The sequence below is a fragment of the Stenotrophomonas sp. PS02298 genome (assembly GCF_029959445.1).
Lineage (GTDB): Bacteria > Pseudomonadota > Gammaproteobacteria > Xanthomonadales > Xanthomonadaceae > Stenotrophomonas.
This window is the reverse complement of the sequence record NZ_JASCOR010000017.1, coordinates 1-24983: the sequence shown is the minus strand read 5'-3', so window position 1 is coordinate 24983 and position 24983 is coordinate 1. Positions and strand designations below refer to the sequence as shown.

Below are 24983 nucleotides of genomic sequence, written 5' to 3'. Positions count from 1 at the left end.
CCTCATCCGCCCTCCGGGCACCTTCTCCCGGAGGGAGAAGGGTTTGCTGACGCGCCCCTGGCGCACTGAATACTAGAGAGACCGCATGAGTTCCCAGCCTTACTGGATTGCACGCAAAGGTTCCGCCCTGCAGGGCACGCTCGCCATTCCCGGTGACAAGTCGGTGTCGCACCGTTCGGTGATGTTCGCCGCGTTGGCCGATGGCGTGTCGCATATCGATGGTTTTCTGGAAGGCGAGGACACCCGCGCCACCGCCCATATCTTCGAGCAGATGGGCGTGCGTTTTGAAACGCCGTCGGCGTCGCAGCGGATCGTTCATGGCGTCGGCGTGGATGGCTTGAAAGCCCCGCACGGTGAGCTGGACTGCGGCAATGCGGGCACCGGCATGCGGCTGCTGGCTGGCCTGCTGGCCGCACAGCCGTTCGACACCACGTTGGTTGGTGACGCGTCGCTGTCCAAGCGACCGATGCGCCGGGTGACCGGGCCGCTGGCGCAGATGGGTGCGCGCATCGACACCCAGGACGATGGCACGCCGCCGCTGCATATCCATGGTGGCCAGACACTGCACGGCATCGATTACGAATTGCCGGTGGCCAGTGCGCAGGTCAAGTCGGCGCTGCTGCTGGCTGGCCTGTATGCGCAAGGCGAGACATCAGTGGTCGAGCCGCATCCAACCCGCGATTACACCGAGCGCATGCTGCGTGCATTCGGTGTGGAGATCGAGTTCGCACCGGGCAAGGCGCGCCTGCGCGGCGGCCAGCGCCTGCGCGCGACCGACATTTCGGTGCCGGCGGACTTCTCGTCCTCGGCGTTCTTCATTGTTGCGGCCAGCGTCATTCCCGGCTCGGAAGTGCGTTTGCGTTCGGTCGGCTTGAATCCGCGTCGCACCGGCCTGCTGGCTGCGCTGCGCTTGATGGGCGCGGACATCACCGAGGAGAACCATGCCGAGCACGGTGGCGAACAGGTCGCAGATCTGGTTGTGCGCTATGCCCAGCTCAAGGGCGCTGAGATTCCGGAAGCGCTGGTACCGGACATGATCGACGAGTTCCCGGCCTTGTTCGTGGCTGCGGCTGCCGCCGAAGGCCAGACCGTCGTGCGCGGTGCGGCCGAGCTGCGGGTGAAGGAGTCAGATCGTCTCGCGGCGATGGCCACCGGCTTGCGTGATCTCGGTCTGCGCGTGGACGAGACCGAAGATGGTGCGACCATTTTCGGCGGACCGCTGGGTAGCGGCACCATCGAGAGCCACGGCGATCACCGCATCTCGATGGCCTTTGCCATTGCCGGCCAGCTCAGTACCGGTGAAGTGCGCATCAATGATGTCGCCAACGTGGCGACCTCGTTCCCAGGCTTCGACAGCCTGGCCAGTGGTGCCGGTTTCGGGCTCAGCGTCCGGTCCTGAACTCCACCGGCACCTGCACCACGCTGTTGATGGCGCGGCCATCCCGCATCGCGGGCTGGAAGCGCCAATGCTGCAGTGCTTGGATGGCGGCCTGATCCAGCGCTGGATCCACACCGCCCTCGTGCCCGACAACCGTGGCTTGGCTGACTCGGCCGTTGGCGTCTATCTGCAGGCGCACGATCACATCGCCTTCCAGCCCGGCATTGAGCGCGGCGGCAGGGTAGTCTGGCATTGGATTGCTGGGCAGTGGCTCGGCATCGCGATTGCCGGCAATGCTGATCACCGTGGTGGTATCGGCCGTGGTGATCGACACCGGGCCGCTTTCCGTTGGTGTCTGCAGGCTGCGGTAGCCCACCAAGCTGAAGGTGCCCAGTACCGCCAGCGCCAACAGACCCCACAACCAAGCCGCAGCAACGCCGTGCGGGCGTGCTGCTGGATCATGGCTTGCGCTGTGCTGGTGGGGGATGCTGGACATCGACATGGAGCCTCTGCGTAACGTCTACGCAGCAAGTCTGGTCCTGCACTCCCAAACGGCGAATGACTTTTGGCGTGAACCGGCCCCGTTGGGGAGCCGGGGTTCAGTTTAAGGCGCCGGTTTGAAGTCGAACGGGATTTCCAGGCTGCCCTGCATGGGCTGGCCATTGCTTTGCGCTGGCTGGAAACGCCAGTTGCGAACCGCTTCCTGCGCGGCACGGTCCAGCTCGCGCGAGCCACTGCGCTGGATTACCCGCACGTCCAGCGGCGCACCGCTGGCATCGACATCCACGCGCACGATCACCGTGCCGCTTTCGCCACGGCGCAACGCCGCTGCAGGGTATTCCGGGGCAGGGCTCTGGCCAGGCAGCGGCACCGGCTGGTCGCTGGGGGCCGCGGCAGCTACTGGCGCTGCGGGCGGGGTTTCAACCGGTGCCGCCTCGGCGATGGGTTGCGGCGGCGGTGCAGGCGCGGTTTCCACCAGCTCCGGGGTTTCTTCCACGGCTTCCGGGCGCGCATCGGGCATGTCGCTGGCGCCGGCACCGGCCGGTAATGGCGCCGGCAGGGGCGCCAGTACCGCACTGTTGGCCTGCGGCTGGGCCGGATCGGCGCGATAGAACTCATTCTGGCGACGGGCATTGAGCCAGACCACCAGGAACAGCAAAACACCGACGCCAAAGGCGATACCGGCAATCTTCAAGCTGCTGCGGGGCAGGTGAAACGTGAAGTTCTGGTCGGAGCGGGAGCTTGGGGCGGACATGGTCTTGACCGTGTGGATCAGGCCGATTCTTGCACAGGAAAGGTGAATCACGCGGCAGACAGGCGCAGTTCGCGCGATAATCTACTGCTCACACCCGTACACAGTGCCCAGCCATGCTTGATCCAGCCCTTCTTCGCCAGCAGCCCGCCGAACTTGCCGAACGCCTGCGCAGTACGCGCGGCTACGTGCTGGATGTGGCCGCCTTCGAATCGTTGGAGGCTGACCGCAAGCGCATCCAGGTGCGCACCCAGGAGCTGCAGAGCCTGCGCAACAGCCGTTCCAAGTCGATTGGCCATGCCAAGGCCAAGGGCGAGGACGTGTCGGCGATCATGGCCGAAGTGGCCGCGTTCGCGGATGAGCTGAAGAGCTCCGAGGCCCAGCTCGATGTGCTGCGCGAGCAGATCGAAACCCTGTCGATGGGTATCCCGAACCTGCCCGCCGCCGATGTGCCGGCCGGCAAGGACGAGAGCGAGAACGTCGAGCAGCTGCGCTGGGGCACCCCGCGTGAATTCGATTTCCCGGTGCTTGACCATGTTGAGCTGGGCGCCCGCAACAACGGCCTGGACGCGGAAACCGCGGCCAAGCTGTCCGGTGCGCGTTTCACCGTGCTGCGCGGCTCGATCGCCCGCCTGCATCGTGCGCTGGGGCAGTTCATGCTGAACCTGCACAGCAACGAGCATGGCTACGAAGAAACCAATGTACCGGTGTTGGTGAACGCCGACTCGCTGCGCGGCACCGGCCAGCTGCCCAAGTTCGAGGAAGACCTGTTCAAGACTGCGCTGGGTGAATCCACGCGCTACCTGATCCCGACCTCGGAAGTGCCGCTGACCAATATCGTCCGCGACGAGATCATCGATGCCGAGCGTCTGCCCTTGCGCATGACCGCGCATTCGATGTGCTTCCGTTCGGAGGCTGGCAGCGGCGGCCGCGACGTGCGCGGCATGATCCGCCAGCACCAGTTCGAGAAGGTGGAGCTGGTCAGCGTGTGCGCCGCCGAAGACAGTGAAGCCGAGCACCAGCGCATGACCGGTTGCGCCGAAGCGGTGCTGCAGAAGCTGGGCCTGCCGTACCGCAAGGTGCTGCTGTGCACTGGCGACATGGGCTTCTCGGCGATCAAGACCTACGATCTGGAAGTATGGCTGCCGTCGCAGCAGACCTACCGTGAGATCTCCTCGTGCTCGAACTGTGGTGATTTCCAGGCGCGCCGCATGCAGGCGCGCTGGCGCAATCCCGCCGGCAAGCCGGAGTTGCTGCACACCCTCAATGGCTCGGGCGTGGCAGTGGGCCGTGCGATGATCGCGGTGATGGAGAACTACCAGAATGCCGATGGCTCGATCACCATCCCTGAAGTGCTGCGCCCCTACATGGGTGGCGCTGAGCGCATCGCCTGAGCGCAGGCTGTGTAGTGCCGAGCCATGCTCGGCAACGGCCTGCCCGATAACGCTCCGGTGCCCGTGCCCACAAGGCCCCTGATCCTTGTGGGGGCGGTGTAAACCGCGAAGCGCGGTCAGCTGGAATTGCAGCAAAGCCCGCAATCGCAAGGATTCCGGGCCGCGCGGCTCACCCCGCGCCCACAAAAGCGGGCAGCCAAGCACTGGTAGTGCCGAGCCATGCTCGGCAGAGGCCTGCCCGATAGCGCTTCAATCGCTACCCCCAAAGGCTGCAAAAGCTGCAGCGCCTTGTAGGAGCGGCGTCTGCCGCGAAGCCAGCAGTGCAGAAATTGCACGAGAACCGTTGACCACAAGGATCGCCAGCTTCGCGGCTGACGCCGCGCCTACAACAGCGTGCCGCCCCCGGACGCTTCGGCCTTCAAAAATGAATGGCCGTCGACAGCGTTTGGCAATCAACATCATGAACCTCCAATCAGGACTGTTTGGGGTCTGATTTGTAAATACAGGACAAAGGTGATTAAATTCACCGGTTCGTTCCAATGATGGGCTCAATCCATGCAGGACCTCAACGACCTCTATTACTTCGCCATGGTGGTCGACCATGGCGGCTTTGCTGCCGCCGAGCGGGCGCTCGGCATTCCGAAGTCACGTCTCAGCCGGCGCATCAGCCAGCTTGAGACCGATCTTGGCGTGCGCCTGTTGCAGCGTTCCACGCGGCGCTTCGCGGTCACAGATGTCGGCATGAGCGTGCATCGACATGCGCAGACCATGCTGGCCGAAGCGCAGGCTGCACGCGAGGTCGTGGACAGGCTGAGCGCCGAGCCGCGCGGACTGGTGCGTGCCAGCGTGCCGGTGTCGCTGGCGCAGATGCAGTTGCCCAAGCTGCTGCCCAAGTTCCTCGAGCAATATCCGAAGGTGCGGCTGCAGCTGAACATCAGCAATCGCCGCGTCGACATCATCAATGAAGGCTACGACGTCGCCCTGCGCGTGCGCTCGCGCCTGGATGACGATGGCAGCCTGGTGATGCGCAGCTTCGGCCAGGTGCAGGAGCTGCTGGTTGCCAGCCCGGCATATCTGGATCGGGCAGGGCGGCCGGCATCGCCGGAAGACCTGGGCAACCACGTCACCCTGAGCATCAGCGAAGACGAGGCGCGCCAGCGCTGGGAGCTGCACGGGCCGGGTGGTGAAGTGCGCAGGGTCGAGCTTCAGCCGCGTGTGGCCGGCTTCGATTTCCCGCTGCTGCAGGCGATGGTCAAGGATGGTTTCGGCATCACCATGCTGCCGGAAACTGTCTGTGCCGAGGCCGTGCGCAACGGCGAGCTGGAAGTGGTGTTGCCGGACTGGTCGCTGCCGCAGGGCATCTGCCATGCAGTGTTTGCCTCGCGGCGCGGGCTGTTGCCGGCGGTGCGGGTGTTCATCGACTTCCTGGCCGAGCACCTGCCGACCGAACTGGAGGCTTCCCGCCTGCACTGTGGCGGTGCCTGCGAGCGGGCCAAGGAAAAGATCCGCGCGTCGATGGCCGGTTCGCTGGCAATCGAAGCCGGTTGAACAAAAAACCCCGCAGGCATGCGAGAATGCGCGCCCCGGAGCGTTATCCGGGGAAGCAACACGTTACGGGCAGATGGCCGAGCGGTTTAAGGCACCGGTCTTGAAAACCGGCGAAGGGTCAAACCTTCCGTGGGTTCGAATCCCACTTTGCCCGCCAGATATCCAGAGAAGCCGCTGACACCAGCGGCTTTTTTGTGGGTGGAGGCAGGTTGCCCTGGCAGTCGCCCGCAGCGGAATGACACCGGTTTCAGTCAAACCAGACAGGTCCGCTGGTAAAATGGACCCAGCTTGGGGGAGCTGCGCGCCCGGGCATGCGTGGGTTCGTCGCGGCAACACCTTCAAGCGTCCGCGTTGGGATCCATGGATTTACGAAAACTTATTTTGGTGCTCACCCTGATCGGAGCACTGGTGCCGTTCGCCAACACCTTCTATGCAGGCTACACCGTGCAGCGGCAGCAGCTGGTGGACACGACGCTGGACGGTAACTACGCCTACGCCAACAAGCTGGCCAAAAGCACCGAGGACTTCCTGCAGGCGTCCCAGCTGCAACTGGCCTACACGGCGCAGCTGCTCGCGATGAAAATGGACGATGTCTCCCAGCTGGGGGAGGAAGCCGCGCGCCTGCGCATGATGAGCAAGAGCTTCAATTCCATCACCATCTTCGACGCCGGCGGCAAGGTGCTTGCGACCTCTCCCGAAACCTTGGGATTGCAGGGGCGGGTACTCAGCAGCGAGGCGGTGAAGACTGCCTTGCGTGAGAAGCGGCCGTTGATCAGTGCGCCGTACCAGTCCGCGACCGGCAATTTCATCGTCTTCATCAATCACCCGATAGTTTCCCCGTCCGGCCGCTATCTTGGTGCGATCGGTGGTGCGATCTACCTGCAGAAGGAAAACATCCTTGACCGCCTGCTCGGGCAGCACTTCTACGTGGATGGGTCCTACCTGTTCGTGGTCGACAAGCAGAAGCGCATCATCTATCACCCGAATCCGGACCGGATCGGTGATTTCGTTGAGAAAAACACCGTGGTCGACCGCGTTGCCTCGGGCCAGGCCGGGAAAGGACATGCGGTCAATTCACAAGGTGTGAAAATGCTGGCTGGCTACGCGCCGGTCGCCTCGACCGGCTGGGGCATCGTCGCCCAGCGCCCCGAGGACGTCACGCTCGCCCCCCTGACCCTGCTGATGCAGAGCACCTTGTACCGGGCGCTGCCAGCAACGATTCTGACCTTGATCCTGGTCCTGTGGAGCGCGCGGCTGATCTCGCGTCCATTGCGCTTGTTGGCCGATGGGGCGCGCAACATGGAAGATCCGTCCTCGGCCGAGGACATAGGCTCGGTGAAGTCGTGGTATTTCGAATCGCGCGAGCTCAAGAAGGCCTTGCTGGTTGGTGTGGATGCCATCCACAAGAGCTTCAGCAAATTGCGTGAAGACACCACCACCGATCCGTTGACCAAGCTGGGCAACCGCCGTCGCCTGGAGGAAGCACTGGCGAACTTCGAGAGCCAGGGCAATACGTTCTCGGTGATCTCGATCGACATCGATCACTTCAAGCGGATCAACGACGGCTATGGCCATGACGTCGGTGACGCGGTCCTGCAGCAGCTTGCGCAGCGCATGCGCGAGGCCTGCCGCGCCTATGACGTGCCGCTGCGTGTCGGCGGCGAGGAGTTCCTGATCCTGCTGCCTTCCACCACCTCGGCAACAGCGGCGCAGGTGGCCGAGCGTCTGCGTGTGGCGGTGGCGGAGATGAAGATCGCCAAGGTCGGCGCGATCACGATTTCGCTTGGCGTGGCCAACTGGCCGCAGAGCAGTTTCGAGATTGAAGCCGTGCTGAAGGCAGCGGACGAAATGCTGTATGCATCCAAACGCGGTGGCAGGAATCGGGTTTCGATGCAGCAGCGTGAGACTGCCACGATCTCATAGCACCAGGATTGCCTGTTCCGGACATGCAGCGAGGCCGGGTGTTGGCCTCGATGCGGTTCATTGAAATTGCTCGAGCCGTCCAGAACCAATGCTGGGCGGCTTTGTTTGTTGGAGCGGCGTCAGCCGCGAAGCACGCGGTTCATCAGGCGACGCAGTTGCCTGGGGCCAGGCAACGTCAGCTTCGCGGCTTACGCCGCTCCCACTGGCAAACGCCTGCTGCTCAGGCCGTGAAGCAGCAGGCCGCGGTCATCTGCGCTACCCTTGCGCCGCTTCCATCCCCGTGTTCCCTGCATGTCCCAGATTGATCCAGCCCTCAACGACGAACAGTGGATGCGCCACGCGCTGGCGCTTGCCGATCGTGCGCAGCGCGAGTTCGATGAAATCCCGGTTGGCGCGGTATTGGTAAGCGCCGATGGCGCGTTGCTGGGCGAGGGCTGGAACCTCAATATCGCCAACCATGACCCCAGCGCGCATGCCGAAATCGTGGCCATGCGCCACGCCGGCAAGGCGCTGGGCAATCACCGTCTGATCGGCAGCACCTTGTACGTGACACTGGAGCCCTGCGCGATGTGCGCGATGGCCTTGGTGCATGCGCGCATCGCGCGCGTGGTGTTTGCCGCCACCGATCCCAAGACCGGCGCCTGCGGCAGCGTATTCGACCTGCTTGCCGACCCACGCCACAACCACCGCGTGCAGGTGCAGGGTGGGGTGCTGGCACAGGAGGCCAGCCTGCGCCTGACCAATTATTTCCGGGCCAAGCGCGGGCGCCCGCTGCTGACCCCTGGCGATCTTTGACGCAGCCCCTACCGTGGGCAGGGGTATCATGTGCGCTTCGATATTCCGGCCGCGCGGCGCCTGACCGCCGGCCCCAAGCATGAGGCAGCACATGGCGGACAACAGCGCGGGCAATGATCGGTTGATCTGGATTGATCTGGAGATGACCGGTCTGGATACGGACAACGATTCCATCATCGAGATCGCAACCGTCGTCACCGACGGTCAACTCAATGTGTTGGCCGAAGGCCCTGAGTTCGCCATCCACCATTCCCTCGCCACGCTGGAAGCGATGGACGAATGGAACCGCAACCAGCACCAGCGCTCCGGCCTGTGGCAGCGGGTGCTGGACAGCACCACCACGGTTGGCCAGGCCGAAGCCAGGACCATTGCCTTCCTGCAGGACTGGATCAAGGCCGGCGCCTCGCCGATGTGCGGCAATTCGATCTGCCAGGACCGGCGCTTCCTGCACCGGCAGATGCCGCGGCTGGAGAAGTACTTCCATTACCGCAACCTGGATGTCTCCACCATCAAGGAACTGGCCAAGCGCTGGTCGCCAGCAGTGGCGGCTGGGGTCACCAAGACCTCCAGCCACACCGCGCTGAGTGATGTGCATGATTCCATTGCCGAGCTGCGCCACTACCGGAAGTTCATGGGCGTGCTGGCGGGTTTGCCGGAAGCAGGCTGAATCAGATGAACGAGCTTGCTCTGCGTCTGCATGACAACGCGCAGGATCTGGCCGATCTGGAGCGTGCGGTAGGCTTGCTCGAGTCGCCCACGCTCACCGCCAAGATGGCCAACCTGATCGGCGGGCCCTTGGAGTTCGCGGTGCGCAAGCTGCCCAATGCGGTGTCTTCGCGCATCCAGGGTGTCACCGAGGCAGCCTTGTACAAGGCTGCGCAGACGGCACTGTGGACGATGGACGACAAACAGCCCGGCAAGCCGGCATCGCCGCGCCTGCACAAGCTGGCGGCGGCAGCGTCCGGTGCGCTGGGAGGGGCGGGCGGCCTGCCGGCGCTGGCAATCGAATTGCCGCTGTCGACCACCATCATCATGCGCGCGGTGGCCGATGTCGCTCGCAGTGAAGGTTTCGATCTGAACGAGATGGCGACCCGCCAGGCCTGTCTGGAAGTGTTTGCGTTGGGTGGCAATTCCGGCCAGGACGATGCCAGCGAGACCGGCTACTACCTGGCGCGTGGCTTCACCACCGAGGTGATGCGGCACCTGTCGGCGGAGTTGGCCGGTACTGCGATCAGCGGCAGCCACGGCGTGCTGCTCGGGTTGGGCCCGAAGGAAGCCGGCAAGTGGCTGGCCAGGATCGTCGAGAAGATCGCCGCCCGCTTCGGTGTGGTGGTATCGGAGAAGTTTGTCGCGCAGGCGGTACCGGTGATCGGTGCGGTGGCTGGCGCGACCTTGAACACCATGTTCACCGCTTACTACCAGGACATGGCACGCGGGCATTTCATCATCAAGCGGCTGGAGTCCAAGTATGGCTTCGATACGGTGAAGCTGGCCTACGGCGGGATTACCGGCCGCCTGCGTCTTTGATGGTGCGCGTAGCCAACGCAGGGTAGGTGTACATGCGTTGCCTTCACCTGTTGCGAAGCACATTCTGGCTAAGCTGTGGCCTTCTTGCGGAGCGAGGTTGTCATGAGCCAATACAAAATTGCGGTTTTCGTCGGCAGTCTGCGTAAGGAATCCATCAATCGGCGGCTGGCACTGGCGTTGGAGAGGCTGGCCGGCGACCGGGTCAAGTTTGAGTACATACAGATCGGTGACATCCCGCTGTACAACCAGGACCACGATAGCCAGTTCCCGGCGCAGGGTACGCGCATGAAGAACCAGGTGCGTGCCGCCGATGCGGTGCTGTTCGTCACCCCTGAATACAACCGTTCGATTCCCGGCGTGCTGAAGAACGCCATCGATACTGCCTCGCGCCCATACGGCGACAACGCCTTTGTCGGCAAACCGGCAGCGGTGGTCGGCACCTCCATCGGTGCCATCGGCAGCGCCCTGGCCCAGCAGCACCTGCGCAATGTGCTGGTGTTCGTCGATCTGGCGGTGATGCCGCAGCCGGAGGCCTTCCTGCACTTCAAGGACGGGCTGATCGAAGCCGATGGCAGTATCAGCAACGATGGCACACGCCAGTTCCTGCAGGGCTTTGTCGACAAGTTCCTGGCCTGGATCGAGCGCCAGCACCGGGCCTGAGGGTACCCCGTCGGCAGGGCGGTGCAGATGCTGCCCATGCGATAATCCGCACCCGGCGCTGCAATGGCGTCGGGTGCTTGTTTCTGTATGCCAGCCCAACCCCCAGCCCATGCAGGCTTGGGTTGTGGACAGGTTATCCACAGACTTGTACGTATCCCGGTGGGCAATGCCCACCTACCATGGCCGCACGGCCTTATTGCAGGAATAACGCTTTTCATGTCCGCCCGTACTGGTTTCCGTTCCGACCGCGATCGCGGTGACCGCAATGACCGCTCCGATCGCAGCGAGCAGCGCATCGATGCCTTGCGTGTACCTCCTCATTCGGTAGAAGCCGAGCAGGCTGTGCTGGGTGGCCTGATGCTGGCACCCGAGGCCTATGACCGGGTCAACGAGGCGCTGACCGACAAGGACTTCTACCGGCGCGACCACCAGCTGATCTACCGCGCGATCCGCGAGCTGTCAGAGCGTGATCGTCCGTTCGATGCGGTGACCCTGGGTGAATGGTTCGAGTCGCAGGGCAAGCTGGACATGGTCGGCGACGGCGCCTACCTGATCGAACTGGCCAGCACCACGCCGTCGGCCGCCAATATCGGCGCCTATGCCGAGATCGTGCGCGACAAGGCTGTGCTGCGGCAGCTGATCCAGGTCGGCACCGATATCGTCAATGACGGTTTCCAGCCCGAAGGCCGGGACAGCGCCGAACTGCTGCAGACCGCCGAGAAGTCGGTCTTCGCAATCGCCGAACAGGGCGCGCGCGGGCGTACCGACTTCGTGGCGATGCCTGGCGCATTGAAGGATGCCTTCGAGGAACTGCGCAACCGCTTCGAGAATGGCGGCAACATCACCGGCCTGCCGACCGGTTACAACGATTTCGACGCGATGACGGCCGGCCTGCAGCCGACCGATCTGATCATCCTTGCCGCGCGTCCGGCCATGGGCAAGACCACCTTCGCCTTGAACATCGCCGAGTACGCGGCAATCAAGTCGAAGAAGGGCGTGGCGGTATTCTCGATGGAAATGTCCGCATCGCAGCTCGCGATGCGCCTGATCTCGTCCAACGGCCGCATCAATGCGCAGCGCCTGCGTACCGGCCAGCTTGAGGACGAGGACTGGAGCCGCGTCACCGGCGCCATCCGCATGCTGAAGGAAACCAAGATCTTCATCGACGATACGCCTGGCGTGTCGCCGGAAGTGCTGCGTTCCAAGTGCCGCCGGCTCAAGCGCGAGCACGACCTGGGCCTGATCGTGATCGACTACCTGCAGCTGATGAGCGTGCCGGGCAACAGCGAGAACCGTGCCACCGAAATCTCGGAAATCTCGCGTTCGCTCAAGGGCCTGGCCAAGGAGTTGCACGTGCCGGTGATCGCGCTGTCACAGCTCAACCGCTCCTTGGAAACCCGTACCGACAAGCGCCCGGTGATGGCTGACCTTCGCGAATCCGGCGCTATCGAGCAGGATGCGGACATGATCGTCTTCATCTACCGCGACGATTACTACAACAAGGAAAATTCGCCGGACAAGGGCCTGGCCGAGATCATCATCGGCAAGCACCGTGGTGGCCCCACCGGTTCGTGCAAATTGAAGTTCTTCGGCGAGTACACCCGCTTTGACAACCTGAGCCACGATTCGGTCGGTTCATTCGAGTAAGCGGGAGCTGCTGCATGTCCACCGCCATTGTCTGGTTCCGCCGCGATCTGCGGCTGCGTGACAACCCGGCGTTGCAGGCCGCGATTGAAGCCGGTCATGAGATCGTGCCGGTCTACATCCATGCGCCGCAGGAGGAGGGCGCATGGGTGCCCGGAGCGGCTTCCGACGCATGGCTGCATCATTCGCTGCAGCAGCTCGACGCGCAGTTGCGCGCCATCGGCTCGGCCTTGCTGCTGCGCAGCGGCGACAGCATGGCGCAGCTGCAGGCGTTGATTGCTGAAAGCGGCGCGGTAGCGGTCTACTGGAATCGCAAGTACGAACCTGCCACGCAGCCGCGTGACGCAGCCATCAAGCGTGGCCTGCGCGAGCAGGGACTGCAGGTGGAAAGCCATAACGGCTACCTGCTGTTTGAACCTTGGGAACTGGCCACGCTGCAAGGTGGCCCGTACAAGGTGTTCACGCCGTTCTGGCGCAACGCGCTGACCCGTTGGCGTCTGCCGGAACTGTCCGAAGCGCCGCGCACGCTGAGTCCGGTGAAACAGTCGGGTCTGTCCTTGCAGGCGCTTGGGCTGAAACCGCGTCTGGATTGGGATGCAGGTTTCTGGGAGCACTGGCAGCCCGGTGAAGCAGGGGCACAGGAAGCGCTGGAGGTATTCGCCGACGGTGCGCTCAATGGCTACCGCGAGCAGCGTGATCTGCCGGATCGCACGGGTACGTCGCTGTTGTCGCCACACCTGCATTTCGGCGAGATCGCGCCGTGGCGTATCGCCCATACGCTGGAAGGCATGCGCAGCGCTGGCCGTGATGCGGATATCGATGGCTATATCCGCCAGCTGGGTTGGCGCGAGTTCTCCTGGCATCTGCTGCACCACTTCCCGCAGACCAGTGACACCAACCTCAATCCTCGCTTCGAGCGTTTTGCCTGGGAACCGGCGCAGCCGGAGATGCTGGCGGCCTGGCAACAGGGCCGCACCGGTATTCCCATCGTCGATGCAGGCATGCGCGAATTGTGGGCGACCGGCTACATGCATAACCGCGTGCGGATGCTGGTGGGCAGTTTTCTGTGCAAGCACATGCGCATGCACTGGAAGGAAGGTGCCCGTTGGTTCTGGGACACCCTGGTGGATGCCGATCTTGCAAACAACAGCATGGGCTGGCAATGGATCGCCGGCACCGGCGCGGATGCTGCGCCGTATTTCCGCGTGTTCAATCCGGTGACGCAGGCGCAGAAGTTCGATCCCAATGCGCGCTATATCAGTCGCTGGGTACCGGAGCTGGCCGCGCTGCCGCCGAAAGCACGGTTTGCGCCCTGGCAGTTCCCGCAGCTGCTGGCGGAGCTTGCGCCGAGCTACCCGACCCAGCCCCTGGTGGACCTTGCCAAGGGCCGGGACGAGGCCTTGGCTGCGTACCAGCGCTGTCGCTGACACTGGCTTAACGTTCAAGACAGTTAGATGAATGGACACCTGTGACGAAGGTTGAGGATCACGCAGGTAGTGCATCGCGGTGTTTATGCTTGCCCGGCAAATCCACGCTGGCCAGTCCGGCCTATCAGGAGACTCAGATGACCACCCTTACTGTTGTTCGTAATCTTTCCATTGGCTTGGTGGCGGCAGCCGTCCTCTCGGCCTGTGCTACCGGTGGCTCGTATGTGCAGCAGGACCAGTACGGCAATCAGACCCAGCAGCAGAACAAGACCGGCAAGGGCGCGTTGATCGGCTCGGCCATCGGTGTTGCTGCAGGCCTGCTCAGCGGCGGCAACGCCACCGAACGTCGCCAGCGCGCAATGGTCGGTGCCGGTATCGGCGCACTCGGCGGTGCTGCGGTCGGCAACTACCAGGACCGTCAGGAGCGTGCGCTGCGTGAGCGCACAGCCAATACCGGTATCGACGTGCAGCGCGATGGCGACAACATCACCTTGAGCCTGCCTGACGGCATCACCTTCGACTTCAACAAGACCACGCTGAAGCCGCAGTTCTACGGTGCGCTCAATGGCGTTGCCAGCACCTTGAGCGAGTACAACCAGACCATGATCGAAGTGGTCGGTCACACCGACAGCATCGGCACCGATGCGGTGAACAACCGCATTTCCAAGGAGCGTGCGGATGCGGTGGCGGCATACCTGACTGCGCAGGGCGTGCAACGCGAGCGCATTGAAACCCTTGGCGCAGGCAAGGCCTATCCGATCGCCGACAACAGCACCGATGCAGGTCGCGCGCAGAACCGCCGCGTCGAGATCCGCGTGATCCCGCTGCGTTCGTGATCGAAGCAGTTGCTTGATGTTGTACAGAAAGGGCCGCGCAAGCGGCCCTTTTTACACCCTCCCTTGCGCCGTAGGCGCAGGGGAGGGCTGGGGAGGGGTAGCTCCGGCCGTTGCTTTGGCTTGTTGCTTCGGCTGTTGCTTCGGCTGTTGCTGTTGCTGCTGTTCTTGTCGCTGTTGTTGTTTTGGCTCTGCCGTGGCTTTTGGCTTTGGCTTAGCTGTGGTTTTGCGCTTGCTCTGGCTGCAGCTTTTGCTCCCTTCTCCCGCTTGCGGGAGAAGGTGGTGCGCAGCACCGGATGAGGGGGTTTTTGCTTTTGCTCTGGCTCGCGGAAAGTCCATTGCGCGCACTGCGGAGGCAAGGGCAAAAGCAAAGCGAAAGCTACCCCTCTCCAACCCTCCCCTACGCCTGCGGCGCAAGGGAGGGGGCAGAGCCAAAGCCAAAACCAAAACCAAAACCAAAAACCAAAGCCAAAGCTACTCTTTCACCACCACGCTGTTGCGGCCCTTGCCCTTGGCTTCATACAAGGCGGCATCGGCGCGCGCGAACCAATCCTGCCAGCGCTGCTCACCGGCATACATCGCTGCTCCTATCGAGATTGTGATGCGCCCCCCTGGACCACGCAGCGATTCATACACCGCCTTGCGCAGGCGCTCGGTGAACCGGAGCAACGCCTCATGGCTACCGGTATCGGCAAGAATCACGAACTCCTCGCCGCCAAAACGAAATACCTGGTCGTTAGCGCGCAGTTCAAAGCGCAGGATCGCAGCCAGATCGGACAGGGCGGTATCGCCGGCGCCATGGCCGTAGTGATCATTGACCGCCTTGAAGTTGTCGATGTCGATCACCACCAGGCCTTGCCGGTAGCGTTCATCGCGGACGCCATCGATATGCGCCTGCAATGATTTTTCCAACGCGCGCCGGTTGGGCACGCCGGTCAGTGCATCCAGCGATGCCAACATTTCCAGTCGCGTGCGGTCGCCTTGCAGGCGATGGGAGAAGTGGTAGCCAAAACCGAACACCAGCACGATGACGATCAGTGCCTGCAACTGCGAAGCATGCCCCAGCAGCAGGTCTGGCATCAGCAACAGGCCGGCAACCAGCATCAGGTTGAGCGGGGTGGCGATCTGGTTGCGGACGATGAAGAAATTCGACATCAAGGCCAGGTAGGACCACGGCAAAGCGTCGTTGCCCAACTGCCGGGCGGAGAGCAGGCAGCCGCCCACCGTCGCCACACATAGCACTACGCCGCCCAGTTCCAACCGGGGCTTGCGCTGATGTATCCACACGCTGGCCAGCAAGGCCATCGCCGACAACAGGCAGCTGACTCCGGCAGCAATGCGTTGCCCATCAAACCAGAGCCAGATCGCGAAGAACAACAAGGCCAGCGTGGTGACCGGAGCAATGGTACGCAGCGGCACGCTGCGCAATGCCTGCGGGAGGGACGGGGACGACTTCATGGAAGCTTTCCGGTCCATATGGCGCGAAAGATAGCAGTGGCAATGTGTTTTCCGCATTCACCTGAATAGCGGCGCTTAGCCGCTGGCGGGCTTTGTGCAGATGGAGTACAAATGTACTCCATGACTGACCTCAGCCCGCGCCGAGCCGCCATCCTTCGCTATATCCGTGACCAGGTGAATGGGCATGGACAGGCCCCGTCCTTGGCTGAAATTGCTGCTGCCTGCGGCTTGGCGTCGCGCGGCGCAGCACGCAAGCATGTGCTGGCCTTGAACGAGGCTGGCCTGATCGAGGTGGCTACGGGTCAGGCCCGCGGGATTCGCCCGGCGGGTCAGATCCCAAGGGCGGAGCTGCTGCAGGTGCCCGTGCTTGGACGGGTTGCCGCGGGCGCACCGATCGGTGCCGACGCAGAGCTGGCCGACACCTTGGCCTTGGATGAGCGGCTGTTTGCCGCGCGCCCGGATTACCTTCTGCGCGTGCAAGGCGATTCGATGATTGATGACGGCATTTTCGACGGAGATCTGGTCGGGGTCCGGCGCAGCAGTGATGCGCGCAACGGACAGACGGTGGTGGCGCGGCTGGACGGTGAGTTGACCATCAAGCGGCTCTCACGCAATGGCACAACGCTGCGGCTGCTGCCGCGCAACCCGGCCTATGCGCCGATTGAAGTGCAGCACGATCAGGACTTCGCCATCGAGGGCGTGTTCTGTGGTCTGGTCCGGCGTGGCTGATGGGCGCGGTTGTTGCCCTCGATAGCCTGCTGCACGAACGCCGGGTCTGGCGTGGTCGGCCTGCGCCGCTGCCGGCCAGCCGCCAGCCTACGGGTCATGCGCTGCTGGATGAGGCGCTGCCTACCGGTGGCTGGCCGGAGTCGGCGTTGAGCGAGATTCTGTTGCCGGCCGAAGGTGTCGGTGAGTTGCAGCTGCTATGGCCCTCGCTGGCCCGCTTGACCCAGGCCGGTGAGCGTGTGGTGCTGGTGGCACCGCCGCATGTTCCCTATGCACCGGCCTGGCAGGCGGCGGGTATCGACCTGCGCCAGCTGCAGGTGGTGCAGGCCAATGATCAACGTGATGCGCTGTGGGCGACTGAACAATGCCTGCGTTCGGGTAGCTGCGGGGCCGTACTGTGCTGGCCGCAGATGGCCGAGGACAAAGCCTTGCGGCGGCTGCAGGTGGCAGCCGAATCAGGGCAGACGCTGGGTTTTGCGAGCCGGCCATTGCAGGCGGCAAAGAACCCTTCGCCGGCCGCCCTGCGCATCGCGATCGATGCGCAGCCGGCGCAGCTGCGGGTGCTGAAGTGTCGTGGTGGCATGGTGCCGTCGCGCCCGTTGCCGTTTGCCCGGGAGCAGTAAGCCATGCGCTGGGCCTGCATCCTGTTGCCACATCTGGCCATGGACGGCGTCCTGCGTGGCTGTGCCGAGCCGGACGCGGCGCGGGTATTGATCAGTGGGCCCAGCCAGCGACGGGTGCTGCATGCAGTCAATCCTGCGGCGGCGGCGCTGGGGCTGAAGGCAGGGCAGTCGCTGGTGACGGCGCAGGCATTGGCAACCGGGTTTGAGATACACCCGTATGAGCCGGACGCGCAGTCGGAATGGCATCGCTTCCTTGCCGCCTGGGCGTATCAATTCAGTTCGCAGGTCAGCCTGCAGTATGCGCAGTCGCTGATCATCGAAATCGAGCACAGCCTGGCGCTGTTCGGGCCGTGGCCGAAGTTCGAGGCGCGCCTGCGGCAGGAGTTGGACGCCTTGGGCTTCCGTCACCGCATCGCATTGGCACCCAACCCGGTGGCTGCCCGCGCACTGGCCAATGTGCGCGATGGTCTGAGCGTGGATGAGGCTGGCTTGGCCGCATTGCTCGGGCAGCTGCCGGTGGCGCGGGCTGGCTTTGGTGCCAGTGCCTCGGCGGCGTTCGCACGCATGGGTATCCGCACCGTCAAACAATTGCAGGGCTTGCCTCGGGCCAGCATCAACCGGCGCTTTGCGCCGGATGTATTGCGGCAGCTGGATGCCTTGCTGGGCGAGCGGGCCTTTGTACTGCAGCCGTATCAGCCGCCGGATGTGTTCGAACTGCGCATCGAGCTGGGCTATGAAGTGGAATCCTCGCAGGCCTTGCTGTTCCCGTTGCGACGCCTGACCTCGGACCTTGCCGCATTTCTTGCCGGCCGTGACGGCAGCGTGCAGCGGTTTGCGCTGTTGCTGGAGCACGAGGACCGGCCGACCACCACGCTGGAGATCGGTCTACTGGCCGCCGAGCGCGATGCCAGCCTGTTGTTCGAGATTGCCCGCAGCCGCTTGGAACAAGCCAAGATCCCGGCACCGGTGCGTCAGTTCGGCCTGCGTGCCGATCAGTTGCCGGCCTTTGTGCCAGAACACCGCGAGCTGTTCGATACCCGCCCGCAGCAGAGCATGCCGTGGGAACAATTGCGCGAACGCCTACGCGCCCGGCTGGGTGATCAATCCGTGCACGGCCTGCGTGTGCATGCCGACCATCGCCCCGAATATGCCTGGCGTGGCGAGGCTGCTCCAGCTGCAGGCCCAACAACCAACAGCCTGCCGTCGCCAGCGCGGCCAGGGTGGTTGCTGCGCACGCCACAGCCTTGGCCGGGGGCAAGCCCGGAATTGTTGTCGGCGCCGGAACGGATCGAGAGTGGCTGGTGGGACGGCGATGACGTGCGTCGTGATTACTACCGGGTCAGCACCCGCTTTGGCCAACAGGCATGGGCGTGGCGCGAGGTGGGCGGCGAGGGCGGCTTCATGCTGCAGGGCTGGTTCGCATGACTGCCGCTTATGCCGAACTGCATTGCCTGTCCGCTTTCAGCTTCCAGCGCGGCGCATCGACTGCGGATGAATTGTTCGCGCGGGCCAAGGCGCATGGCTACAAAGCGTTGGCGATCACCGACGAATGCACGCTGGCCGGCATCGTGCGCGCTTGGCGCGCATCCAGGGAAACCGGCTTGCAGCTGATTGTCGGCAGCGAAATTCAACTGGAAAACGGCGCCAGGCTGGTCCTGCTGGTGGAAGACGCCGCAGGCTACCAAGCGCTGTGCTGGTTGATAACACAGGCAAGGCGGCGGGCGGAAAAGGGCGAGTACCGGCTGTTGGCCGAGGACCTGGCGGCGATTGATCGCAGCGGCCTGCTTGCCTTGTGGTTGCCTGCGGTACAGGTGGAGCCTGCCGAGGGCATGCAGTTGCGTGAGTGGTTTCCGCAGCGCTGCTGGATTGCGGTGGAACTGCACCACGGTGCCGATGACAAGGCGCGTCTGCAGCAGCTGCAGGCACTGGGTGCGCAGCTGCAGCTGCCATTGGTGGCCGCTGGCGACGTGCATATGCATGCGCGCGGACGCCGGGCATTGCAGGATGTGATGACGGCCATCCGCCACCGCGTCACCGTTGCCGAGGCCGGGCAGCGGCTGTTCGCCAACGGTGAGCGGCATCTGCGTCCGTTGCAGGCGTTGCAGGCGATCTATCCAGCCGAGTTGCTGCAGCAGACGCTGTGCATCGCCGAACGCTGCGCCGGGTTTGATCTGAAAGAAGCGGTCAACTACCTGTATCCCAGCGAGGTGGTACCCGCCGGTTACACCGCGCAGTGCTGGCTGGCGGAGCTGGTGACGCGTGGTGCAGGCAAGCGTTGGCCGGAGGGTACTCCGCCGCAGGCGCAAGCCCTGATCGAAAAGGAACTTGGCCTGATCGCCAAGAAGAAGTACGCCTCGTACTTTCTCACCGTGCATGACCTGGTGGCCTATGCGCGCAGCATCGGCATCGTTTGCCAAGGGCGCGGTTCGGCCGCCAATTCGGTGGTCTGCTTCGTGCTTGGCATTACCGAACTGGATCCTTCGCACAGCCATCTATTGTTCGAGCGTTTCATTTCCGACGACCGTGATGAGCCGCCGGATATCGACGTGGATTTCGAGCATGAGCGGCGCGAGGAAGTCATCCAGTACGTGTTTTCGCGTTATGGCCGTGAACGGGCTGCCTTGGCTGCCGTGGCGACACAGTACGGCGGGCGCGGCGCCCTGCGTGATGTGGCGCGGGTGCTGGGCATGCCCGGTGACGTGATCACCCAGCTGACTTCGTGCGTCGGCCACTGGTCGGACAGCATTCCAGAGGAAGAGCGTCTGCGCGAACACGGCTTCGACCCGGATAGCCCGCTGTTGCGCCGCATCCTGGTATTGGCCAAAGAACTGATCGATTTCCCGCATTACCTGTCCCAGCATCCAGGCGGCTTCGTCATTTCCGAGCGTGCACTGCACAGCATGGTGCCGGTGGAAAACGCCGCGATGGAGGCGCGCACCGTGATCCAGTGGGACAAGGATGATCTGGAAGCGCTGGGCCTGATGAAGGTTGATGTATTGGCCTTGGGCATGCTCACCGCGGTGCGCCGTTGTTTCGATCTGATCGAGCGTTATCGCGGCCTGCATTTCACCTTGGCGACGATCCCTCAGGAAGACAAGAAAACCTACGCGATGATCAGTCGCGCCGATACCATCGGCGTGTTCCAGATCGAATCGCGCGCACAGATGGCGATGCTGCCGCGATTGAAGCCGCAGACGTTCTACGATCTGGTGGTTGAAGTGGCCATTGTCCGTCCCGGCCCGATCCAGGGTGACATGGTGCATCCCTACCTGCGCCGCCGTACCGGCGAAGAGTTGGTCAGCTATCCCTCCAAAGCATTGGAAGCGGTGCTTGAACGCACTTTGGGTGTGCCGCTGTTCCAGGAACAGGTGATGCAGATCGCGATGGTGGCGGCGGGCTATAACGCCAGTGAAGCCGATGGCCTGCGCCGTTCGATGGCAGCCTGGAAACGCCACGGCGGGCTGGAGCCACATCGGCTGAAGCTCACCGAGGGCATGCTGGAGCGCGGCTATCCGCTCGCATTCGCCGAGCGCATCTTCGAGCAGATCAAGGGCTTCGGCAGTTATGGTTTTCCGGAAAGCCATGCGGCCAGCTTCGCGTTGATCGCCTATGCCAGCAGTTGGCTGAAATGCCACCATCCAGCCGAGTTCACCTGCGCACTGCTCAACAGCCAGCCGATGGGTTTCTACAGCCCGGACCAGCTGCTGCAGGATGTGCGCCGGCATGGGGTGGCGACGCGGCCGCTGGATGTGCGTTACAGCGGCTGGGAATGCTCCCTGGAATGGGAACGCGGCAATGAGCGGCTGGCGATCCGCCTGGGCTTTTGCCTCGTGCGTGGTTTCAACGCGGAAGACGCATTGCGCATCGAGCAGGCGAGGGCGCAGACCGCGTTCACCGATATCGCCGACCTGTGCCGACGTGCCGATCTCGATGCACGCGCCCGTGCCTTGCTCGCCGATGCGGGCGCCTTGCGCGGCATGGCTGGTAACCGGCATCGGGCGCGCTGGGCAATTGCCGGTGTCGAAGACCAGCGGCCCTTGTTTGATGATCAGCCAGCAACCGCTGAAGCCGATGTCGCCTTGCCGATGCCCAGTGCCGGCGAGGATCTGAACGCCGATTACGCCTTGCTCGGTACCACCTTGGAGCTGCATCCGCTGGCGCGCCTGCGACGGCAGCTGAGTGCGCGTCGTTGTCGCAGTTCAAAGGATCTGGAGAGCATGCGCAGTACCGGCAATGTGCTGGTCGCTGGCCTGGTGCGGGGCCGTCAACGTCCTGCGACAGCGAGCGGCGTCACCTTCATCACCTTGGAAGACGAGTTCGGCCAGATCAATGTGGTGGTCTGGCGGCAGCTGGCCGAGCGGCAGCGGCAGGTGTTCCTGGAATCACGGTTGCTGCAGGTCAGTGGACGGCTGGAAGCCGAAAACGGCGTGCGTCATCTGATCGCACGCCGTCTGGATGATCTGTCGCCGCTGTTGGGCAGCCTGGACGTGCGCAGCCGCGACTTCCATTGAGGCACCGTTGACGCGCGTTCGAAGCGTTGTTCGCAGTTACACCACGTTGAAGCTCGCCGCCAGCGTGCCGACCACCAGCACCCAGCCGTCCACCAGCACGAACAGCAGTATCTTGAACGGGGCGGAGACCAGCATGGGGGACAGCATCATCATGCCCATCGACATCAGTACGCTGGACACGACCAGGTCGATGATGACGAACGGGATGAAGATCAGGAAACCGATTTCGAACGCGGTCTTCAGCTCGCTGGTGACGAAGGAGGCAACCAGCACCGGGAACGGGATCGCATCCGGACTGGCGTAAGGGCCTTGCCCGGCCAGGCCGGCGAAGGTCATCAGGTCGGTTTCGCGTACCTGCGCCAGCATGAAGGCGCGCAGTGGCGCGGTGGTCAGTTGCCAGGCGGTCTGGAAGTCGATCTGACCATCCAGATACGGCGCCATGCCGGTGGACCACGACTTGTCCCAGACCGGCATCATGATCATCGCAGTCAGGAAGAGGGCCAGACCAAGCAGGATCTGGTTGGACGGCGTCTGACCGGTGCCAAGTGCCTGACGCAACAGGCCGAGCACGATGATGACGCGGGTGAAGGCGGTGAGCACCAGCAGCATCGATGGCAGCAAGGTGATTGCCGTCATCAGCAACAAGGTCTGCAGCGGCAGGCTGACCGGCGCACCGCCGATCTTGCCGACGTTCACATCCGGCAACGCCGGTACCTGCGGGCCGGGTGCGGCCCAGGCGAACAGTGGCAATGCCAGCAATGCCAGCACGATCAGCAGCTGCCAAAGCGTGCGTGGGTTGAAGCCGCGTGGGTAAGAGCGTTGGCCCGACATCATCAGGGTTCCTTGCGCAGCTTCTGTGCCAGCAGCTGGGCGAAATTCGGTAGTTGTTTGAGATTGGGCAGGGCCGGTGCCGGTGTTTGCGGCAGCGGTTCCGGCAGCTGGTGCAAGGTGCTGATGCCACCGGCGGTGATGCCGAGCAGCAGCTGCTGGCCATTGACGTCGACCACCACCACGCGTTCCTTGGCACCGACATTGATGCTGGCGACCACCTTCAAGCCTTCGGCCGGTCGGAACGTGCCACCGGGCATGCGCTTGAGCAGCCAGCCCAGCCCAATGATCAGGCCCAGCACCAGCAGCAAGGTGAAGAACGCGCCAAACAGGCCGGGCGCGCTCGCCGCATGCTGGCCGACCGGCGCGGCCGCCTTGGCGGCCGGTGCGGCATAAGCGAGCAATGCGATCAACGCAGTCTCCGGATGCGCTCGCTGGGGCTGACCACATCGGTCAAGCGCACGCCGAAGCGATCATTGATGACGACGACTTCGCCATGCGCAATCAGCGTGCCATTGACGAACACGTCCAGCGATTCGCCGGCACCGCGCTCCAGTTCGACCACCGAGCCCTGGTTGAGCTGCAGCAGGTTGCGGATCGGCAGACGCGCGCGACCGACTTCCAGCGACAAGGTCACCGGTACGTCGAGGATGACGTCCAGATCCAGATCGGTGGTGCTGCTGTTGTCGGCCTGCAGGTTGCTGAACTGTGCAGGTGTGGCGCTGTTTTCAGCTTCGGGGGAGTGGTTGTCATTCATCGGTGTTTTCCTGGATCACGGGGACGCTGGGGCGCTTCCCCGGAGGATGGGTTGCAGTGATCTTGATGGCGTTGCGTTCGTTGGACACACCAAACTCGCCGGTGAACACCGGGATGCCTTCCACGCACAGCGGCACCTGCTTGGGCATTTCGATGGGCAGCACATCGCCGATCTTCAGTCGGGTCAGCTCGCGCAGGCTCATGCGGCGCTTGGCCAGCACGCTGGACAGTTCGACTTCTGCGGTGTCCAGCTGCTCGCGCAGCATCACCGCCCAGCTTTCGTCGCGGTCGTTGCGGTCACTCTGGATGCCTGCATCGAGCAGTTCGCGGATCGGCTCCAGCATCGAGTACGGCAAGGTGATGTGGATGTCGCCACCGCCACTGTCGAGCTCGACGTGGAAGCGGCTGACCACCACGTACTCGCGCGGGCTGACGATGTTGGCGAAGTGCGGGTTGATTTCGGAGTTGATGTAGTCGAAATCAACGTTCATCACCGGGCCCCAGGCTTCACGCAGATCGGTGAAGGTCTGCTTCAGCAGCAGCTGGATCACGCGCATTTCGGTGGCGGTGAATTCGCGGCCTTCGATACGGGTGGGGTAGCGCCCGTCACCGCCGAAGAAGTTGTCGACGATGGCAAATACCAGGGTCGGCTCGAACACGATCAGGCCGGTGCCCCGCAGCGGCTTGAAGCGGATCAGGTTGAGGTTGGTCGGTACATACAGCGAGTGCAGGTAGTCACCGAATTTGATCAGCTCGATGCCGCGCACCGACAACTCGGCCGAGCGCCGGATCAGGTTGAACAGGCCGATCCGCCACAAACGCGCAAAGCGCTCATTGACCATTTCCAGGGTCGGCATGCGCCCACGGATGATGCGGTCCTGGCTGGCGAAGTCGTACGAACGCGCTTCACCCGGTGCCGCCTCCGGCTCGGCGGTATTGACCGAGCCGGAATCGACGCCATGCAGCAGGGCGTCGATCTCGTCTTGGGACAGCAGGTCGTTGATGCTCATCGTGGCGCCTTACTGGGTCACAAAGCTGGTGAACAACAGCTCATCGGCGCTGTTCTGGCCGGTCTCGGCCTTCATCAGCTTCTGTACTTCGGCCAGCGCGGCGGCCTGCAGCTTTTCCTTGCCCGCGCGGTCGGCGATCTGTGCCGGCTCTACCTGCGAGAACAGCATCAATAATCTGGCGCGGATGGCGGGTGCATGGGTCTGCAGCGCGGTCAGCGCGAGCGGATCACGGGTCATCAGCTGCACTTCGACCTGCAGGTAGCGCGGGCCATCGACCGGGCCGCTGAGGTTGACCACGAAGGCCGGGTCCAGCGCGAAGTACTGGGCCGGCGCGGGGGTCTTGGGCTTGGCTTCCTTGCTGGCTTCGGCGTGGTCCTTGCCCTGGGTGAAATACCAGACGCCGCCACCGGCTGCGGCAGCAGCAAACACGGCGATCAGGGCAGGAACCAACAACGAGCGCTTCGGTTTGCTTGCCGCTTCCTTGGTGGGTTCAGCTTTGCGGTTTTTATCAGCGGCAACGGCCACGTGGAGCTCCTCAGGATTGCTGCCCAGTCAGATGCAAGGGCTGTGCCGGAGGAGGTGGTGACGGTCTATTGACGCGTGGTTGGGTTCTTGTGGGAGCGGTGGTTAAACCCCACCGGGGGCGGGGGGGGGGGGTGGCCTTTGGCGGTTTGACCACACCCCCCAAAA

At 63.6% G+C, this 24983-nt stretch carries 23 protein-coding genes and 1 tRNA gene; 16 read left to right on the top strand and 8 right to left on the bottom strand.

Going from position 1 to position 24983, the window contains the following annotated elements; translation table 11 throughout:
* Nucleotides 1-85: 85 nt before the first annotated feature.
* Nucleotides 86-1399 (top strand): 3-phosphoshikimate 1-carboxyvinyltransferase, encoded by a 1314-nt coding sequence (gene aroA / locus QMX78_RS04660; RefSeq protein ID WP_282267038.1) that lies wholly within the window; start codon nt 86-88, stop codon nt 1397-1399.
* On the opposite strand, the gene QMX78_RS04655 is transcribed toward aroA, so the two are convergent.
* A complete protein-coding gene (locus QMX78_RS04655) occupies nt 1383-1874 on the bottom strand; it encodes an energy transducer TonB (protein ID WP_282267036.1) in 492 nt (163 codons plus the stop codon). The two genes, aroA and QMX78_RS04655, sit on opposite strands and share 17 nt — an antisense overlap.
* 108 nt (nt 1875-1982) lie before the next feature.
* Nucleotides 1983-2633, bottom strand: a complete 651-nt coding sequence (locus QMX78_RS04650; protein WP_282267034.1) for an energy transducer TonB — start codon at nt 2631-2633, stop codon at nt 1983-1985.
* A gap of 113 nt (nt 2634-2746) precedes the next feature.
* On the opposite strand from QMX78_RS04650, the gene serS reads away from it, so the two are divergent.
* The 11 genes from serS to QMX78_RS04595 all read left to right on the top strand — a co-directional run bounded on the left by serS (nt 2747) and on the right by QMX78_RS04595 (nt 14384).
* Entirely contained in the window at nt 2747-4024 is a 1278-nt protein-coding gene (serS, locus tag QMX78_RS04645) for a serine--tRNA ligase (RefSeq protein WP_282267032.1), read from the top strand.
* 555 nt (nt 4025-4579) lie between these two features.
* Nucleotides 4580-5572 carry a LysR family transcriptional regulator gene (locus QMX78_RS04640; RefSeq protein WP_282267030.1) on the top strand — a complete coding sequence of 331 codons (993 nt, stop codon included), beginning with the start codon at nt 4580-4582 and terminating at the stop codon, nt 5570-5572.
* 67 nt (nt 5573-5639) lie between these two features.
* Nucleotides 5640-5729, top strand: a tRNA-Ser gene (locus tag QMX78_RS04635).
* A 227-nt stretch (nt 5730-5956) separates the two neighbouring features.
* On the top strand, nt 5957-7495 hold the full coding sequence (locus QMX78_RS04630; RefSeq protein WP_282267028.1) for a sensor domain-containing diguanylate cyclase: 1539 nt from the start codon (nt 5957-5959) through the stop codon (nt 7493-7495).
* A 291-nt stretch (nt 7496-7786) separates the two neighbouring features.
* Entirely contained in the window at nt 7787-8290 is a 504-nt protein-coding gene (gene tadA / locus QMX78_RS04625) for a tRNA adenosine(34) deaminase TadA (RefSeq protein ID WP_282267027.1), read from the top strand.
* A 91-nt stretch (nt 8291-8381) separates the two neighbouring features.
* On the top strand, nt 8382-8957 hold the full coding sequence (gene orn / locus QMX78_RS04620) for an oligoribonuclease (protein ID WP_282267025.1): 576 nt from the start codon (nt 8382-8384) through the stop codon (nt 8955-8957).
* Nucleotides 8958-8962: 5 nt separating this feature from the next.
* A complete protein-coding gene (locus tag QMX78_RS04615; RefSeq protein ID WP_282267023.1) occupies nt 8963-9817 on the top strand; it encodes an EcsC family protein in 855 nt (284 codons plus the stop codon).
* A gap of 102 nt (nt 9818-9919) precedes the next feature.
* Nucleotides 9920-10477 carry an NADPH-dependent FMN reductase gene (locus QMX78_RS04610; protein ID WP_282267022.1) on the top strand — a complete coding sequence of 186 codons (558 nt, stop codon included), beginning with the start codon at nt 9920-9922 and terminating at the stop codon, nt 10475-10477.
* A 216-nt stretch (nt 10478-10693) separates the two neighbouring features.
* Nucleotides 10694-12124, top strand: coding sequence for a replicative DNA helicase (locus QMX78_RS04605; protein WP_282267020.1), 1431 nt, complete (start codon nt 10694-10696; stop codon nt 12122-12124).
* Between the two features lie 14 nt (nt 12125-12138).
* On the top strand, nt 12139-13548 hold the full coding sequence (locus QMX78_RS04600) for a deoxyribodipyrimidine photo-lyase (RefSeq protein WP_282267018.1): 1410 nt from the start codon (nt 12139-12141) through the stop codon (nt 13546-13548).
* A gap of 137 nt (nt 13549-13685) precedes the next feature.
* Entirely contained in the window at nt 13686-14384 is a 699-nt protein-coding gene (locus QMX78_RS04595) for an OmpA family protein (protein WP_282267016.1), read from the top strand.
* Between the two features lie 471 nt (nt 14385-14855).
* Here the strand turns inward: QMX78_RS04595 and QMX78_RS04590 are convergent, their stop codons facing one another.
* A complete protein-coding gene (locus tag QMX78_RS04590; protein ID WP_282267014.1) occupies nt 14856-15839 on the bottom strand; it encodes a GGDEF domain-containing protein in 984 nt (327 codons plus the stop codon).
* Between the two features lie 120 nt (nt 15840-15959).
* Between QMX78_RS04590 and lexA the strand changes: the two genes are divergently transcribed.
* Genes lexA through QMX78_RS04570 form a run of 4 tightly spaced genes read left to right on the top strand, consistent with a single transcriptional unit; the run spans nt 15960 to nt 21699 of the window.
* Complete coding sequence (gene lexA, locus QMX78_RS04585) at nt 15960-16568, top strand: transcriptional repressor LexA (RefSeq protein ID WP_282267011.1); 609 nt, start codon at nt 15960-15962, stop codon at nt 16566-16568.
* The gene (gene imuA, locus QMX78_RS04580) at nt 16568-17188 is read left to right on the top strand and encodes a translesion DNA synthesis-associated protein ImuA (protein WP_282267009.1); all 621 of its coding nucleotides are present in this window, start codon (nt 16568-16570) and stop codon (nt 17186-17188) included. Before lexA ends, imuA begins: the two co-directional genes overlap by 1 nt.
* Nucleotides 17189-17191: 3 nt before the next feature.
* Entirely contained in the window at nt 17192-18613 is a 1422-nt protein-coding gene (locus tag QMX78_RS04575; RefSeq protein WP_282267007.1) for a DNA polymerase Y family protein, read from the top strand.
* Nucleotides 18610-21699, top strand: a complete 3090-nt coding sequence (locus QMX78_RS04570; RefSeq protein WP_282267005.1) for an error-prone DNA polymerase — start codon at nt 18610-18612, stop codon at nt 21697-21699. The genes QMX78_RS04575 and QMX78_RS04570 overlap by 4 nt, the downstream gene beginning before the upstream one ends.
* Before the next feature lie 36 nt (nt 21700-21735).
* On the opposite strand, the gene fliP is transcribed toward QMX78_RS04570, so the two are convergent.
* Genes fliP through QMX78_RS04545 form a run of 5 tightly spaced genes read right to left on the bottom strand, consistent with a single transcriptional unit; the run spans nt 21736 to nt 24818 of the window.
* Complete coding sequence (fliP, locus tag QMX78_RS04565; protein WP_282267003.1) at nt 21736-22530, bottom strand: flagellar type III secretion system pore protein FliP; 795 nt, start codon at nt 22528-22530, stop codon at nt 21736-21738.
* Nucleotides 22531-22532: 2 nt separating this feature from the next.
* Nucleotides 22533-22940: a flagellar biosynthetic protein FliO gene (fliO, locus tag QMX78_RS04560; protein WP_282267001.1), complete on the bottom strand. Its 408-nt coding sequence runs from the start codon at nt 22938-22940 to the stop codon at nt 22533-22535.
* Nucleotides 22937-23284, bottom strand: a complete 348-nt coding sequence (fliN, locus tag QMX78_RS04555; RefSeq protein WP_282267000.1) for a flagellar motor switch protein FliN — start codon at nt 23282-23284, stop codon at nt 22937-22939. The genes fliO and fliN overlap by 4 nt, the downstream gene beginning before the upstream one ends.
* On the bottom strand, nt 23277-24293 hold the full coding sequence (fliM, locus tag QMX78_RS04550; RefSeq protein WP_282266999.1) for a flagellar motor switch protein FliM: 1017 nt from the start codon (nt 24291-24293) through the stop codon (nt 23277-23279). The genes fliN and fliM overlap by 8 nt, the downstream gene beginning before the upstream one ends.
* Before the next feature lie 9 nt (nt 24294-24302).
* A complete protein-coding gene (locus QMX78_RS04545) occupies nt 24303-24818 on the bottom strand; it encodes a flagellar basal body-associated FliL family protein (RefSeq protein WP_282266998.1) in 516 nt (171 codons plus the stop codon).
* Nucleotides 24819-24983 lie beyond the last annotated feature (165 nt).